General features: G+C 51.4%; 12 protein-coding genes. 1 reads left to right on the top strand and 11 read right to left on the bottom strand.

Annotated features, from left to right (window positions below; genetic code table 11):
- Positions 1-736: 736 nt before the first annotated feature.
- The 6 genes from LAT75_RS11685 to LAT75_RS11660 form a co-directional block, all read right to left on the bottom strand.
- Positions 737-2,074 carry a nucleotidyltransferase family protein gene (locus tag LAT75_RS11685; RefSeq protein WP_291482846.1) on the bottom strand — a complete coding sequence of 446 codons (1,338 nt, stop codon included), beginning with the start codon at positions 2,072-2,074 and terminating at the stop codon, positions 737-739.
- Positions 2,071-2,988 carry a D-2-hydroxyacid dehydrogenase gene (locus tag LAT75_RS11680; protein ID WP_291482845.1) on the bottom strand — a complete coding sequence of 306 codons (918 nt, stop codon included), beginning with the start codon at positions 2,986-2,988 and terminating at the stop codon, positions 2,071-2,073. The genes LAT75_RS11685 and LAT75_RS11680 overlap by 4 nt, the downstream gene beginning before the upstream one ends.
- A gap of 513 nt (positions 2,989-3,501) precedes the next feature.
- A complete protein-coding gene (locus LAT75_RS11675) occupies positions 3,502-4,335 on the bottom strand; it encodes an aldolase/citrate lyase family protein (RefSeq protein ID WP_291482844.1) in 834 nt (277 codons plus the stop codon).
- A gap of 397 nt (positions 4,336-4,732) precedes the next feature.
- On the bottom strand, positions 4,733-5,431 hold the full coding sequence (locus tag LAT75_RS11670; protein WP_291482843.1) for a sugar transferase: 699 nt from the start codon (positions 5,429-5,431) through the stop codon (positions 4,733-4,735).
- A gap of 768 nt (positions 5,432-6,199) precedes the next feature.
- Positions 6,200-7,321, bottom strand: coding sequence for a glycosyltransferase family 4 protein (locus LAT75_RS11665; protein ID WP_291482847.1), 1,122 nt, complete (start codon positions 7,319-7,321; stop codon positions 6,200-6,202).
- Positions 7,322-7,548: 227 nt separating this feature from the next.
- Positions 7,549-8,817, bottom strand: coding sequence for a hypothetical protein (locus LAT75_RS11660; protein ID WP_291482842.1), 1,269 nt, complete (start codon positions 8,815-8,817; stop codon positions 7,549-7,551).
- A gap of 503 nt (positions 8,818-9,320) precedes the next feature.
- Between LAT75_RS11660 and LAT75_RS11655 the strand changes: the two genes are divergently transcribed.
- A complete protein-coding gene (locus LAT75_RS11655) occupies positions 9,321-9,443 on the top strand; it encodes a hypothetical protein (protein WP_291482841.1) in 123 nt (40 codons plus the stop codon).
- 6 nt (positions 9,444-9,449) lie between these two features.
- On the opposite strand, the gene LAT75_RS11650 is transcribed toward LAT75_RS11655, so the two are convergent.
- The 5 genes from LAT75_RS11650 to LAT75_RS11630 all read right to left on the bottom strand — a co-directional run bounded on the left by LAT75_RS11650 (position 9,450) and on the right by LAT75_RS11630 (position 15,318).
- Complete coding sequence (locus LAT75_RS11650; RefSeq protein WP_291482840.1) at positions 9,450-10,556, bottom strand: glycosyltransferase family 4 protein; 1,107 nt, start codon at positions 10,554-10,556, stop codon at positions 9,450-9,452.
- 23 nt (positions 10,557-10,579) lie between these two features.
- Positions 10,580-11,317, bottom strand: coding sequence for an NAD-dependent epimerase/dehydratase family protein (locus LAT75_RS11645; protein ID WP_291482839.1), 738 nt, complete (start codon positions 11,315-11,317; stop codon positions 10,580-10,582).
- Positions 11,314-12,333 carry a polysaccharide biosynthesis protein gene (locus LAT75_RS11640; protein WP_363320561.1) on the bottom strand — a complete coding sequence of 340 codons (1,020 nt, stop codon included), beginning with the start codon at positions 12,331-12,333 and terminating at the stop codon, positions 11,314-11,316. The genes LAT75_RS11645 and LAT75_RS11640 overlap by 4 nt, the downstream gene beginning before the upstream one ends.
- A 38-nt stretch (positions 12,334-12,371) precedes the next feature.
- The gene (locus tag LAT75_RS11635) at positions 12,372-13,634 is read right to left on the bottom strand and encodes a hypothetical protein (protein ID WP_291482837.1); all 1,263 of its coding nucleotides are present in this window, start codon (positions 13,632-13,634) and stop codon (positions 12,372-12,374) included.
- 217 nt (positions 13,635-13,851) lie between these two features.
- The gene (locus tag LAT75_RS11630) at positions 13,852-15,318 is read right to left on the bottom strand and encodes a lipopolysaccharide biosynthesis protein (RefSeq protein WP_291482836.1); all 1,467 of its coding nucleotides are present in this window, start codon (positions 15,316-15,318) and stop codon (positions 13,852-13,854) included.
- Positions 15,319-16,307: the final 989 nt, after the last annotated feature.

The following is a 16,307-nucleotide window of genomic DNA, read 5'->3' as shown; positions in this document are numbered from 1 at the left end:
TTCCAGCTAAGACCTGCCGCAATATAATAGAAGGGTACAAAAGCCGGTACAATTTTCCCGCTCACCTTGCCGGAAAACGGCATCCTGAACGCTCCTCGTTTAGACCTCACCCCAACCCCTCTCCTGAAAAGGCCACGAAGCCTTACGAACATTATCTTCAGGAGAGGGGCTTTTTGTTTGGGGGTAGTTTAGGATTTGGGGGCGTGAACCGCCAGCCACAGCCCGCGGTCGGCCGTCCGCCGTCTCCGGTCGGCGAAGCTCCGCCCACCATAGCCAATAGCTAATTGCCAATAGCTAATTGCCAAAAGCTAACAGCTAACAGCTAACAGCCGTCCCCGGTCGGCGAAGCCACCCCAAACCCACTACCGGCATGGCGGCGTGAATGCGCTGGAAGGTCCCGGATAAGCGTGCGAGCTGCATTTTGCCTAATCCCACACTTCCAAAACCGCACGCTTTCCGGGATGACGGGTTGGGAGGAGGAAATGCAAACGGCGCGGCAGGCCGCGCCGGGTTATTAAAAATCAGCATTGTCGTCCTGAGCGGAGCCGCAGCGCAGCGGAGGCGGAGTCGAAGGATCTCGTCATTCAGGCCTCGGAGCCACAACCCCCCGGTCCCGGTCGGCGAAGCCACCCCACTACCATTGCCAATAGCCAATAGCTAATTGCTAATTGCTAATTGCTAAAAGCTAATAGCCAAAAGCCCTCCCCGTTCCGCAAATCCAACCGCCAAACCCCAATCAAGCCTTCCGAATTCTCTGTCTCAGCATACCAAGCACGTGCCTGAGGTAGCAGAGCGGGAGTTTTAGGGTGCCGCGGTAGTTGTAGTGTACCTGAAGGGTTTTTACGGGTGGGAAGAGAATGGTGTATTTGTAGAGGGCGCGCTGTATGCGGCTCCATTTTTTCATGGGGTGCAGCTTCATTTTGCGCGCTATGGCTGCACTTTCCGATGCGTTGGGGCGTATGAGGTGTGCATAGTCCGCGGCGCTGATGCCGTAGCGCTGCTGATTCCTTTCCCGCTCAGCGGCCAGGTCTGTCTGTATTTCCTGCGGGATGCAGCCCCAGAGTTCGGGGAAGAAGTGCAGGGCTGCATCGAGCACGAACAGGCAGACTTCGTAGCAGTTCAGTACTCCCGTTGCATGTTCCTTCAGCAGCTGCCAGTCAACCGGCTGCTGTTCGCTGCGGAGGATGGCGTAGAGATCTACAATCCAGATAAACTTATGCCCTGCCGGGTTGCTGCTTTCCTGCATGGCGTGTATGTGCTTGAAATAATGCGTTAGCAGGTGTATCAGCAGCATTTCCAGCCCGAACACATGCCGGCAACCCTGCTTTCGGGCAGCGGAATGCAGCCGGGGGTTCCAGATCTGTTCATCCTCCCACTTCAGGAAGGAGTTTTCATGCAGGGAGTGATGCACCTCAACCCCGACCTTATCCCTTAAAAAAACAAATCCTTCCGCATTGCGCTGCCAGCTATAGTCCAGCAGGTTGAACATTTTGTTGAGGGAGAGCTGAAAACCGTTATCGAGCAGTGCAAAGGCGACTTCATACACCCGCTTCTTTTCGATCAGCAAATCGATATCGGAGCTCATGCGTAGCCAGGCTTCGGGATACAGGGCGGCCTCTTTTATGGCGAGTCCCTTCAGAATCACATACGGAAAACCCTTCTCCTGCAGGATCTGCTCCAGCCGCACAAGGACTTCATTGGTGCGCAGCTCCCTGAAACGGGCAAAATTGGCGAAATATGTGAGGTCAGTGCGGAAGCGCTGCTGTAGGTGCTCATCTCCTTGCAGTTCCAGCAGGCCCGATTCCAGGGCATTGCTGAACAGACCTGCCGTACCGTTCTTGATGAACAGATCATGAATCAGCTCGTAGTCTGCTTCCAAAAGCCTCAGCTGTACCGCTGAATCTGAAACTGTGGCGGAGCCTGTTCCTGAGCCTGATTCCGACCCGGACTGCGGAAAGACTGACTTCCCGAAGTGCTGATCAAACAGCAACCGGATGGTGTCTGTTATGATGCGGGTGTAGTACGGTAAGGCTGAAGGCGTTGGCGTTGGTATAGGTATGGTTTTCGGTATCAAGCTTTCAGTTGTCGGGCAAGAATTTCAAACATATTGCGCAGGTAATGCTGCGTTGTACCTGCAACGTGAGGAGTAAGCAGAAGGTTTGGGGTTTTCCAGAAAGGGTGTTCGGGGCGCAGGGGTTCTTCTTCAAACACATCGAGGGCCGCGCCTTTCAGCTGCCCCTGCTGCAGGGCCGCAAGCAGAGCTGTTTCATCAAGCAGCCCTCCCCTTGCAACATTAATGAGCACGCTGCCGGGTTTCATGCGCGCGATGAAGTCCTGCCCGAAAAAGCCGCGCGTTTCCGCGTTGAGGGGCAAACAGAGGATGATATAATCGAAGGTCGGAAGGGCTTCCGGCAGCTGCGCGGTGAGGATGAGCTCATCAGCTTCGGGGCAGGCTTTCAGGCGGCGGACACAGCCCGTAACCCGCATTTCAAGGGCCCGGCAGCGTTTCGCTACCGCCCGGCCGATTTCACCCATGCCGATGATGCACAGCTGCTGACCCCGCACTTCCTGATGCCAGTAGCGTTTCCATATGCCCTGCTGCTGCTGATCGCGGTACAGATGCAGGTTTTTGGCGAAGGAAAGGATGCAGGCCGCCGCATGCTCGGCAATGCTCACCGCATTCACACCGGGTGAAGCGGTAATCCGCACCCCGCTAAGATCAGCCAGCGCTGCAAGCTCCGGCAAACGGTCCGTACCCGAACCCGTAAAATGAAGATGTCCCGGCTTCTTTACCCGCGCAAGCACTTCCGGCAAAAAAGGCAGAAAGGACGTAATGATCAAATCAAAAGAAGCCCCAACAGCAACATCCTCAGGCTTCCCGGCATAAAAAGGCCGGTACTCCGGCAAAAACGCCTCAAACAAGCCCTCAAGCTCCGGCAACTGATCACCCAAAAGCTCCGCCTTCTGCAGAAATAAAGCATTAAACATCAAAGCGAAAGGAAAGGTAAGGAAAGTAAGCTAAAATAATGGTTTTATGGGCCCGCAAGCAGCGGCACGCACACGGCGGATCGGGGACCGGGGACGGCAGACCGCAGACAACGGACCGCAGACATTGGCTACTCACCATAGCCAAATGCTAAATGCCAAATGCTAAAAGCCGTCCCCACCACCGTACCGGAAAACGGCATCCTGAACGCTCCTCGTTTAGACCTCACCCCAACCCCTCTCCTGAAAAGGCCACGAAGGCTTACGAACATTATCTTCAGGAGAGGGGCTTTTTGTTTGGGGGTAGTTTAGGATTTGGGAGCGTGAACCGCCAGCCACAGCCCGCGGTCGGCCGTCCGCCGTCCCCGGTCCGCGAAGCTCCGCCCACCATAGCCAATAGCTAATTGCCAAAAGCTAACAGCTAACAGCTAACAGCCGTCTCCGATCCGCGAAGCCACTCCGCGGGATGACGCTTGGGGGCAAAGAAATCCACGCCCGCGTTCATTCCCAAATCAATTATACCTGCTTCACCCGTTCACTTGCTTCTGCCTGCTGACGTACCGCCTGTGCCAGCTGATTTTTATTTTCGAGCAGAACAGATGCGGGGGCTTTTCGGAAGTATTCGAGGCAATCGTTGAGTTTGTCGATTTCTTCCTTCATGTTCACCTTTTGCACAAGCTCCTGCACATATTCGGAGTTTTTGTGAAAGGTGCGTGAGAGAATAACCATTTCAGAGCCGAGGCGCACATGTTCACCCAGAATCAGCTCTGCGGCAACGGCGCCCTGACCGAGGCGGGCAATGCCGCCAAATCCGAAGCGAATACCTTTTTCCCTTATTTTATCAGCGGCAAAGGCTACGAGACCGCCGGTGAGCACTTCAAACATAAAGCTGAGCCCCATCCCGAGATGCAGGTCGTTCAGGCCGATGTGCATTTCATCTATCGCGTCGGTAGCTGCCAGGATATCATCCAGTCGTACCAGGGCCTGAGGGGTTTCCAGCAGCGGACAAAAACGTGCACGGCCGTTAATCAGCTCTGCAACATACTTCACTTCTTCAGCCGTTGTGAACATGGGCAGCATAATAACATCAGCACCGGCGTTTATGGCGCCGTTCACTTCGGTTTCGGTACCCTCGTAAACAGGGTTCACACGCACCATGAGTTCTGTGTGAGGTATAGCTGCACGGATATGGAGCACATCCTCTGTGGTATGTGTTGCCCGATGCGCATTCAGGTGCCCCTGCCGCCGGTCTTTACCGATATGCTCCATATCGATAAAAATGCGGTTTACCCCACAACCTACAGCGAATTTAGCCAGTTCGGGTTTATTGGTTATGTATTTAAAAATCATCTTGAGCGGTTTACCATTTTACTTATTCGCGGGTAAGTGCAATACATTTATAGAAGTATTCAAAAAAATATGTAATGAAGTAAGTTGTTGGCTGCGTACCTGTTAGGAGGAATCAGTCCGTTTGAGCAGGTGAATTTCGTAGATGAGAAAATAAATATTGACACCCGTTTGCAGGCTTACGGAGCATGTGAAAGACCTGCCGAACCCTTTAACGCATGAGGTAAATAGCTGTCATTCAGAAGCTTACACAAGATGATATCCGCTACGCAGTCATATTTTTTTTTCGTTACAAATGCCGCTTAAAAAATAGCTAAATAAATTAAGAATAAAAGATGTTTTTTCAGGTGTATCAGGCTGCAGAACAACTACCTTTACAGGCTCAATACCGTGCTTAAACTTACGTATTTATGTCGGATCCGTGCAAAATTTTATCCGCATCAACTTCTTTAAAATCATACAGATAACTTTCCCATTCAGCATCTTTCATACCCCGGTAAGCCCGCCAGTTTTTCCCGGCTTCCCCGTAAATCCCCTTACCGGTGAGTACGACCATAACCGTTTCGGCGAGAATTTTCAAATCTGACAAAATTCCGGCACTCCCGGCATAAATTTTATCAAAACACAGCTGCTGTTCCCAGCTCAGGCTGCGCCTGCCCTTCACCTGTGCCAGGCCCGTAACGCCCGGCTTCACTGCGAAGCGGTCCTGAAGCCAGGGCGGCACAACGGCCAGCTGCTCCGGCAGCACCGGCCGGGGCCCGATCAGACTCATCTCCCCTTTCAGAATATTAAGCAGCTGCGGCAGCTCATCCAGACTCGTAACCCGAAGCAGCCGCCCCATGCGGGTTATCCGCACATCATCATTGCCCTCAATCACCTTCTCCGCATGCTGATCTATAGCCGCCGCATCGCGGTGCGTCATCGTGCGAAACTTATAAATCTCAAAAGGCCGCCTGCCCTGCCCGATCCGCTGCTGCCGGAACAAAACCGGTCCCCGCGAATCCAGCTTAATCAGCACAGCAACCACCACCATCACAGGCAAAGCCGGCAACAGCAGCAGTAAAGAAATGGTGATATCGGTTAAGCGTTTAATGAACACGTTTTTTCAATGTAATATGTGTGTAAGAAAGGATAGCACAACAGCGCGGAAGGCGGTAAGCGGTAAGCGGTAAGCTTAGACCGCAGACGGCAGACGGCGGGCCGCGAAGCGTCTTCACCGGCATCCTGAACGCTCCTCGATTAGACCTCACCCCAACCCCTCTCCTGAAAATACCACCAGGCCTTACGGACATTGTCTTCAGGAGAGGGGCTTTTTGTTTGGGGTAGTTTAGGGGTTGGGGCGTGAACCACTTTTTTTTCTACCCATGTGGTTTCCCTACGGGAAATTTGGCCTCATTACATTTGAACAATCCGCGAAAATCCCGCCCAATCCGGAAAATCCGCGTGCCATCATCGCGGCCTGCCGCGCCGGGTTATTATAAATCAGCATTATCATCCTGAGCGTAGCCGCAGCGCAGCGGTGACGGAGTCGAAGGATCTCGTCATTCAGGCCTCGGAGCAACAATCTGCGGTCCCCCGTCCGCAGTCCCCGGTCGGCGGAGCCCCGCCACCGCCATCCTGAAGGCTTCTCGATTAGACCTCACCCCAACCCCTCTCCTGAAAATACCACCAGGCCTTACGGACATTGTCTTCAGGAGAGGGGCTTTTTGTTTCAGGGTGGTTTAGGGGTTGATGGCGTGAACCTATACATCCGGCAACAGCCAAAAGCTAACAGCCAACAGCTAACAGCTAACAGCCAACAGCTAACAGCTAACAGCCAAAAGCCAAAAGCCAAAAGCCGTCCCCGGTCGGCGAAGCCAACAGCCAATCAATCCAGCCCCATTACTTCTAAAATGCCTGCATTCACCTTGCCGACTTCATATTTTTCCTGAACCATGCGGTAGCTTTCTTCGCCCATTTGTGCAATGAGGGCTGGGTTTTCGAGGAAGCGTTTCATGGCGTCGGCCAGGGGTTGGGTACTTCGGGGGGGGATGAGGTAGCCATTGCGGCCGTGCTGTACGGTTTCGCGGCAACCGGGGGCGTCAGTTGTGATGATGGGCCGGCCGGTTGCCATGGCTTCCAGTACCGAGCGCGGGGTGCCTTCCCGGTAGGAGGGCAGCACGTACACATCGCAGCCGGCAAGCCAGGGCAGCACATCGGCCTGATGGCCTGCAAAGTGTACTTCCGCAGATTGCAGCCAGCTGTCGTACTGCTCACGGCTCACCGCATGCGGCAGGTTGGGGTCGTAGGGGCCTGCTACCTGAAACCGGACCCGCTCCCCGTAGGTTGCCTTCAGCATCCGTGCTGCTTCCACAAACTCTGCAACCCCTTTATCCTGCAGCAGCCGGGCAATCATCAGAAAGGTCAGCACCCGCCCGCCTTCCCTTTGCACTTCAGATCCCCGACGGTAAGCCTCACCCTCAACCTCACCCGTAGCCTCCCCGGGCAGCGGCCTGCGGGGGAAGCTGCTCAGGCTCACGCCGGAGCCGTTGGTCATGTGCACCGGACTCCCGGATGCAACGATACCCAGTTCGCAGAACAGGCTGATGTCGTCGGGGTTCTGGAAAAAGATGCCGTCGCACTGCTTCAGCGCGGCTTTGTACATGCGCACGGCAAGCTGCCGCAGCAGCCGCTGCCTGAGGCTTTCCCCGGTGAAGAGGTAACCCATACCGGTTATCATGGCAAACACCTTCGGTACCCCGGCCTTGCGGGCTGCAGACACCCCCTGAACAACCGGCTTGATGGTGTAGGCAAAAACAAGGTCAGGCTGCAGCTCCGCAATCACGCGCCTTAGCTCCCGCCGGCTCTGCAGCTCCTGAATGGGGTTTATGCTCGAGCGGCTCATGCTAATTTTCCGGTACGGAATGCCGAGGACTTCGATTTCCGGCATAAAATCATAGGCCGGCACAAGGGCCGAAACCTCATGACCCCGCCGCTTCATCTCCTGAATGAGGTCGCCCCGGTTGGCAATCAGGGAGCGGCAGTTTCCGGCAATAAATAAGATTTTCTTTTTCAGGATTCGGAGGGCTTAAGGCTTATGGCTTAACGCCGTTGAGAGGGCGCTTACAGAACGCAGAACCCCGGGCCTGCAAGCACGGCTTCTACAGCTGTTTGGTTGAATTGTGTTGAAATACGAGCGCGGGTTGAGGTGGAGATGAAGAAGCCTGATTGGGGCACCTAATCTGCAACCTTAATCCGTTTAAGCTTCACCTCGTATTTTTTGATGTAGCGGTTATAGTACAGTTTCCGGATCGGCCACAAATGCGGGGCAAGACTTATGGCAAGAATCACAATTTTCGCCCGGTGCCGCATACCGGTACCGTAATTGGTTACCCCCCAGGTAAAGGTGAGGGCCATAGCGATAATCATCAGAACCAGAATCACCTTCAGCGGGTCACGTTTAATCACCTTCCATGATCTGAAAATGCCCAGAATGATGAGGAAGTAGAGCAGGGAATCAAAAAGCCCGACAAGATCCCATGCTGATCTGATCATCCAGGGGAAAGGTGCAAGGGCAAAATACACCAGGCGGATGGGGGTCTGAAGGATTACATCGGTAGGTGTGGTAGCGGTAAGGCCCTGAAGGTAGGTAGCCCGGCCTTCGATTGCAGAGCCCGAGCCGCGCCTTTCAATCAGCTCTTCAACCCCGAATTCCTGCAGGGCACCCTCACCGCCCAGGTCTGAGAGTCCCCAGCCAGTAGCATTGATATACGCAAGTCCAAGACCGATAACCAGAATCGCCACAATCGATTTAATAAGCCCGACAAACTGCCCGCTCATAATCTGCCGGATAGCATACCAGAAATTATACAGACCGATGGCTACCAGGCTCAGCAAGGCCCCGACGTGAAAGGCGGCGCTGAGTACAATGGCGGTAACCGCCAGTACCAGATTCACCCAGTTTGAGTTACGGTACCAACTGCAGTAATGCCGTATGCCCAGCGAGAGGAAATAAACCACAAACGACTCCCGCAACAGATCCTGCGAATAGATTACCAGCAGCGGAAAAATGGCCATCAGCAGGGTGTTCTGAAGCGCAATGGTTCGTCCCCAGAGAATCTGATTGATTTGATACACATTAAAAATGGTTAACACCCCCAAAAAGACATTCACCGCCCGCGCCAGCAGATCGCTTTCAAAGCCCAGCAGGGCGTACACAATACCCAGCCAGTAGGAGTACAGCTCAGAACCCGAAGGATAGGGTGGAAACAGCAGATACGACAGCGGATACTGCGCATATTCAATGCCGTTTTCATGGAAACGCTCCGAATCAGGAGCCGTGAGATACGGCAGACCCGGATAGATGTAAAACTCAAAGATGAGAACGAACAGCCTCAGTCCGAAGGCAAGCAGAATGATGTTAAACAGCCTACGGTCTTTACCGGCTTTCAGCTTGAAGACGATTAGTGAGATCACCACTAATATCATCAGGTATATTTCAATCATTAATCATACAGCTTTTTGGGGTTCTTTGCATTGGCTGCTTAAGCCCGGCGGAGTACTAATGCGCGGAATAGGCAGTCATAGCGTAATTTCAGATCAGCATACGCAGGCATCTTAAAAAGGGCCTGTCAGGCAAGGGGTAATGGTTTTTTCTGAGGGGAATACGGTAAACGGGGGTACCGGTAAAAAACGGCTAAGTTCATTTGCTGCTCAGCGGCAGCTGCGGACAGCGGAAAGATGTTACGATATCACGGCCTTCTGTTTTCTCCATGAACAGGCTTTGATGAGACCGTCTTTTTTCAGGTTCGGAAACGCAGGCCTTCAGCGGTTTTTTAGCGTTTTTGTTTTCATGTACGTTTAGGTGTACGTGTACGTGTGTAAATGCGGGTTCTTTTTCGATTAAACCTGAATATCTCCCCGCCAAAGTTACGAATAAAAATATTGAATCAATTCTTTTTTACAATTCTGTTTTTCACTGCGGTTGCGCCTCCCGGCAGCAGCTGCGTGTGCGTTTCAGATCAGGACTGTTCGGGAAACAGATGCGTGGCGCCAGGGCCGGTATCAGTGCCCTGATTGCAGGCCTGAAAGAACGCCTGCTTTGCTGCCGCTACCGCTGGCTTTCAGGCTGAAAGCTGCTAAAGCAGTCTCAGATAAACTTCCTCAAGCTTCTTCTGATTGGCCGCCATTGAGTAGGTTGTGCGTACATCATTCGCAGCGTTTTCTTTGATCTGCTGATTCGGCTTGTTGTAAACCGACATCACTATTTCAGCCAGATTGTCTTCCGGCACCCCGTCAAACGCTGCAAGCCAGCCGTTATAGCCGTGTTTTACTATGGTCCGGATACCCTCGGCATTAAAGGCCACTACAGGTACTCCCGCAGCAAAGGCCTCAATCATCACAATACCGAACCCCTCATAGGAAGACGAAAACATAAACAGATCAAAAATCTGATAGTACTGCTCTGCCGCTCGCACCTTACCGGCGAAGTGAACCACATCCGCAAGGCCAAGCGATGCAGCCATCTGCTCATATTCAGGCCTCAGCTCACCGTCACCAACCAGAATAAAGCGGAAACGGCTGTTCTGATCGTACAGCTTACGGCAGGCCCTGAGCCAGATATCGATGCGCTTCTGATCGCTTCTGCGAAGAGAACTTACCGTACCTATGATAAAATCGGAGGCGGTATAGCCGAGCTCCTCCCTGAAAGCTTCTCTCTGAGACCCGGGGAGGGTGAATTTATCTTCATCAACCCCGTTATAGACCTTGTGCACCACTTTCTTCGGGAACTTGCGGGCAGAGATGTGTTCAACGGTGTCCGATATGGCAATTACGGCATCCTGCGCCCACCAGCTCAGATCGTTGAGTATTCGCGTAGGCAGCTTGTAGCGGTTGCTCAGGTTATGCTCGGTGTACACCACCTTAACCGGCAGCCCGAGGCAGGCGATGCGGGCAAGCGAGCCCGAAACCGGCAGATGTCCGTGCACAATATCAATAGCGTGCGTGCGCACATACGTTCTGATGGAAGAAACGGCCGCCCCTATATGCTGCGCCCCGTGCTCAGGCACACTTGTGTACGCCCCCATCTCCCGCATATCATCAAATATTTCGCGGGGTTCGGGGCTCAGTTGCAGGTAATGCAGTTCAAAGCGGTTTTTATCAGCTAAGCGGTACCCCTCCCGAAGCAGCACCTCTGCCCCGCCCCTGCCGCTTGCCTTAATGACGTGCAGTACTTTTATTTTCATTTTACCGGTTCGGATGCAGGAGTCTATACATAGCTGAGGAAGGTTGCGTACAGCCTTCGTTCAAATGCATTCGCAAGCTCCGGCGCCCGCCTCTGTGTGAGGGCGTCATTGAAATGCAGGATTTTATCTGCGAGATATCCGACCGTTATCACAGCCGTTTTATCGTCAGGAAGCGCATAAAAACGGAATCCTGCCTCAGCCGGTATGCCGGCATGTGCGGCAAAATCATCAATCACATCATCAATATAAAGCAGCCTGAGCTCGGCTTCACGCTTATGCACGGTAACGGGCAGATTCCGGCTTGATTTGTAGCAGAAGGTTGCCACTACCGAATGTGCATTCGGACGGGCATACCTGCCGAAGGTATTGGTGAGCCGGTACACGAGGCCCGCAGCACCCGTAAGCCCGCAGTGCGCTTCGAGCAAGGCCTCTGCTGCAAGCTTGCTTCTGCCGTAGGCTGTACCGGGACCCGCCTGAACCGAGGAAGTCAGCAAAACCGGGCAGCTGTTCCCTTTTTCCCGCAGGATGTGCAGCAGCCTGCCGAAATACTGAACATTAACCTGCTCAAATGCAGCCTCATCATCAGGGCGGTGAACAGCCGCAAGGTGAAAGACAAAATCGCATTCTGCAAGATAGCCGGTCAACTCCGCTTCAGGTGTATTACGGCCCGCAAGCAAAAGCTTGTGCGTACTGTTCAGAAGCAGGCGCTCAGCCAGATTACGGCCAATAAAGCCGGTATAGCCAGTTATCAGAATATTCATGCCTTATACTTTAGAAGTTCTTCTTGTATTTCATCCAGACCGAGCAGTCTTTCCTTAATTTCAGCAACATTCAAAATTTTGGTATTGTTGGAGTTGTACTCCTCAGCCACGCTGATACCTTTGCAGCCTTCTTCAAAATACTTCGCGTAGTTCAGGTCCCTGTTGTCTGAGGGCACCCTGTAGAAATCCCCCATATCAACCGCTCTGTAGGCTTCTTCTTTGGTAAGCAGCACTTCGAACATTTTTTCACCGTGCCGCACCCCTATGTTTTCAATCTCACAATCGGAATTAAACAGCTCTTTCACCGCCTGCGCAAGATCCCCCACATAGCACGAATGCGACTTCTGAACCATGATGTCGCCGGGCTCTGCATTGCTGAAGGCGTACAGCACAAGATCAACCGCATCATCAAGACTCATAATAAAGCGGGTCATCATCGGATCGGTTACCGTAATTTTTTGCCCGCTCTTAATCTGATGCACAAAAAGCGGAATAACCGATCCCCTTGAGTACATCACGTTTCCGTAACGTGTTGCACAGATGAGGGTTTTATCTGAATGCACCATACGCGATTTGGCAATCACAACCTTTTCCATCATCGCCTTTGAAATACCCATCGCATTAACCGGGTAAGCAGCCTTATCGGTTGAAAGGCAGATAACCTTGCTCACACCCGAGCGTATTGCCGCGTTCAGCACATTATCTGTGCCCACAATATTGGTTTTTACTGCTTCCATCGGAAAAAACTCGCAGGAAGGCACCTGCTTCAGGGCTGCACTGTGAAACACATAGTTAACTCCATACATCGCATCATTAATACTGCCCGGCTCTCTTACATCCCCGATATGAAACCGCAGCTTCTCTGAATTAAACCGCTGACGCATCTCATCCTGTTTTTTTTCATCCCGTGAGAAAATACGGATCTCCCCAATATCCGTTTTCAGAAACCGTTTGAGCACCGCATTCCCAAAACTACCCGTTCCTCCTGTTATAAGCAATGTTTTATCTTTAAACATATTCATAACAATATCTACCTTTGTAATTGATTGATTGGTTAATGTATCAGAGATTCAAACTGAGCAGCAGTGAATTCAGGTTTATTCTTTTCAAAACTGTCGTTCAGGTGTGATATATCCGGCTGTACACCTTTTTTTTCCGCAACAAATTTCTTAAGCCTTGCGATATTTTCAGAAAGCAGTGCTTCGTCCATTTTGATCAGTATGGCAGAGGGATACTTTTCGAGATAAGCATTGTTCACATCATCGTCAAAATAATAAAAATGGATGACAGGCTTACCGGTTGACATATAGTCAAATATTTTGCTTGAAATATTGGTAGAATTGTTAACACCGATATTGATCAGAAAATCTGCATTTGCATATATATTTTCAATCTCACTATTGGAAACATATCCCTCCCGCACAACTGCCCCGGGCATCTCTTTTTCGTACCTCAGCAGCATGCGCTCGCAGTCGCCGCGGGTATAAAAATGCAGAACCGAGTCGTTGTTTTCATTCAGGCCCCTGAAAACCTTGTACACATATTCCGGATTCCGGAAGCTTTTGAACAGCGTACCCATGTAAACGATATTCGTTTTGTCAGCATCATACAGCTGATGGGTCAGTACGATTTCTCTCGGTATAAACAGAGGCGTATCCAGAAATACCATCTTATCCCTGTAGGGCGCATATTTTTCGTACACATGATGCACCCTGTGTGTTTCCATATTATAAACCCTGTCGAAGCTTTCATACACCGACTGCTCAAATTTCCAGCTCATGCTCTCGCGCAGAAATGCCGGCAGCTTCTTTTTGCCGGCAAGGAAAATCAGGGAATCCAGAATGTAGGCCCCGGTACTCACCTGCGGATACTTCTGTTTGAATTTCATAACAGCGAAGAGCGTATCCTCCGGATTAAACAGGGCGATCACGGCATCAAAGCCGTGCTCCCGGTGCAGGGCCTCCGTTTTGGCATAAAAACGCTCCACCGATCCTGCCGACGACATCGGAAAACGACGGATGTTGAACAGCTTGGTTATTTTATTGATGGCTTTTGCGGTATAAAACGAAACCGCCCCGCTCAGTTTTCTGATGTTTTGCTCACCCCAAGTTTTCAGAATGTAGAAAAGCCTCATTTCTACATAGTGCACAAATACACCGTTATACCGCGTAACCGCTTCCTGATTCAGCTGTCTATAGGCAATAAGGTGCACTTCATGCCCCCGTTTGATCAGCTCAGTTGTAACCTTATCAAGCACCACCCCGTTAGGCAGCGGTCTTGGATAGTAGAAATCACATAAAAATAAAAACTTACTCATAGATATTTTTTTTGAGCGCAATACTTCAACGCAGCATACAGGTTTGCGGATGCCCGCAGTTTACGGCCGCTTTTCGTGACCATCCTTTCTCTGTACCAGTCCGTTCAATTTCGCAGTTCAGTTTAATTTAGTTTAGTTCAGTTTTCACCCCTCAGCTGACCGCTATAAAGGCTGTTTGTTTGGGGATTTATTTTGTAAGAATATTCCGCTATGCATGCTATTTCAGTGCGGCTGTGCTTTTCTTCCGGAGCATGTTCACGACAGACATCACCAGCTTTCTTTCGCTGCTTACCGAAAAAACGGTAATCAGTACGGCAATGCTGTAGGTGGCGGTAATGAGGGCGAGCAGCAGCACATCGGAGGTTTTCCCGCTCAGGAAATAGTGCAGTCCGAAGCTTGCCGCTACGGCAGGCAGGGTGAGCAGCACCGAAGAAAACATGGCCGTAAGGTATTCTTTCGGCTTAATATTGGTTCCCTGCAGCACATACCTGAGGGAGGGATACAGGATGAGATAGGTTCCGAACACATAGGCCCATGCCATACCGAAAGCCCCCCACCATATGCCCGCTGCGAAGGCGAGCGTCATGCCTGCCGCATTATAAATGCCCCAGCGCGCGTACTTTTTGGACCTGCCCAGAGAAAGCAGCAGCACCTCCCGCATGGTCCCTGCGGGGTGCACAAGTCCGGCGATGCAGAGTATAACAAACAGCTTCGTTGCCATCTCCCAGCCCGGTCCAAGAAACAGGGTGAGCAGCAAATCTCCCCATACGATACCGAACATCAGCGGTATGACAGATATGATGGAGATTACCTTAACGATATTCAGGAAAAAGTGTTTATACTGATCCGGATCGTCCTGTAATTTACTTAGTACGGGGAAGGCAACATTCAGGGCTGAGCGTATAGCCGAAACCGGATACATTGCAAGGGTATAGGCGGTAGTATAGTGCCCCAGAGTACCGGCACCGAAAAAGCGGCCCAGCAGTATGTTATCCAGGTTTTTATGGAAAAAATTGGCGCAGTTAAACACCATCACCCTTGCCCCGAAACTGATAAAATCGAAGGTGCCCACATTGCGTTTAGGCAGCATAATTTTAACCTCCGACTGCAGTACGATAATCACAGAAGTAAGCAGCAGACCGGAAAGTGTCCCCCAGATGATGGCCCAGTACCCGTACCCCAGAGAAGCCAGGTAAACCGCTACGAGCAGCCGCGCAGCCATCCCCAGCACGCCCGCAACCGCATTCGGGGCAAAGCGCATATCCCGCAGCAGCCGCGTACGGTGCTGTTCGGCTATACCGGTAATCACAAAGCTCAGAGAAAGCGCCAGCGTAACCGCGATCAGCTCCGTACGGTCGTAAAACCAGGCAATCGCCGGCGCAAGAGATGCCACAATAAGGGTTAGCACAAGCCCGACCGCAAAATTCAGCCAGAACAGATTCGACTGCTGATCATCAGACAAATCTTTACGCTGAATAGCCGCAGCCGACAGGCCCGCATCCTTAAAAATTTCGGCAAAGACCGTAATCGCCAGAACCATAGCTACTATCCCGAAATCCTCGGGCGTAAGCAACCTTGCGAGAATAAAGGTAAAGGCAAAGTGCAAAACGATGGTAATGACCTTCGCCCCCATCATAATAACCCCGCCCCGGGTTGCCGTATTTTTCAGTCCTGCATTGCTCAAGCTGTTAACACCATCATAACTGTATATTATCGATCAGATAAAAAACAAACCACTCCGACCCGAATACGATCTGTAAAATTGAGAATCTCAGTCTAAAAAAAGGAAAAGCAAAAAAGCACTGCAGACTGCTGAACACAGACTGCTAAAAATATCCGTGAGCTTACCTTACACCAGTATAAAATACAGCTTCGCTAACGTGAGTCCCATAAACGGGCTTCACGGAACCAGCTTTCAATAAAAATATAAAGGCACAAGCATGCCTGCCCTAAGGGACTCAAATGCAATTGTACCGCAACCGAAAAGCAAACCAAAACCAAAACCAGAACCAAAACCGGGAAGGAAAGTGCAGAAGAAAGCCGCAAATGCTGTAAAAGCCGGATACAAAGCCTGCAAACTCCGCAAAGCACTCAGGCAGCACGTCGTTACCGTATGCCGGCCCGCACACAAACCGGCTATGGCCGAATGGCCCTGCGGTAAGGAAATCTGAAGCCGCAGCATAAGGCCGCTGCACCGGCACAGCAAAACCCTCTCCTGAAAAGGCGCAAACGATTACCGGAGCCGTATCAGACTTACGTAACAGCATTACAATTTGTAAAGCCCTCACCGATTCTGAATGCGTATATATAGCCTGACCGCGCCACTAATTCCGTAACAATAATCCGTTTGTAAATAATAGTTTCGTTTATTGGTTGAGAATGCATACAAGTAAGCAAATTAGTGAGCAATAATCTTACTCACAAATTAATCTTTGGCTTTTTGCACGAGCCCCCGCCCGCGAACCGCAGACGCGGGACCCCGGGCCGGAGACGGGGACGGAGACAGGGAACCGCCGACCGCCGACAGCGGACATTCGCTCCTCACCATTGTAGATGCCTAAATACGGTTGACGTTTTTAATTAACATTAAGCATTTTTGGATCGGTCAGTTTTGACCAGATTTTGACCTGATAGTCAGGGAAATTACCCTGATTCAGCTCTTTGACAAATTGA

The sequence above is a fragment of the Cyclonatronum sp. genome, assembly GCF_022565315.1.
Taxonomy (GTDB): domain Bacteria; phylum Bacteroidota; class Rhodothermia; order Balneolales; family Cyclonatronaceae; genus Cyclonatronum.
Note: the sequence above shows the minus strand (reverse complement) of the source record. Positions and strands in the feature narration are given on the sequence as shown.

Excerpts from the sequence above, each read along its gene's own strand:
- LAT75_RS11680 (WP_291482845.1), bottom strand. The coding sequence starts at position 2,988 with ATGTTTAATGCTTTATTTCTGCAGAAGGCGGAGCTTTTGGGTGATCAG.
- LAT75_RS11675 (WP_291482844.1), bottom strand. The coding sequence starts at position 4,335 with ATGATTTTTAAATACATAACCAATAAACCCGAACTGGCTAAATTCGCT.
- LAT75_RS11660 (WP_291482842.1), bottom strand. The coding sequence starts at position 8,817 with ATGATTGAAATATACCTGATGATATTAGTGGTGATCTCACTAATCGTC.
- LAT75_RS11650 (WP_291482840.1), bottom strand. The coding sequence starts at position 10,556 with ATGAAAATAAAAGTACTGCACGTCATTAAGGCAAGCGGCAGGGGCGGG.
- LAT75_RS11645 (WP_291482839.1), bottom strand. The coding sequence starts at position 11,317 with ATGAATATTCTGATAACTGGCTATACCGGCTTTATTGGCCGTAATCTG.
- LAT75_RS11640 (WP_363320561.1), bottom strand. The coding sequence starts at position 12,333 with ATGTTTAAAGATAAAACATTGCTTATAACAGGAGGAACGGGTAGTTTT.
- LAT75_RS11635 (WP_291482837.1), bottom strand. The coding sequence starts at position 13,634 with ATGAGTAAGTTTTTATTTTTATGTGATTTCTACTATCCAAGACCGCTG.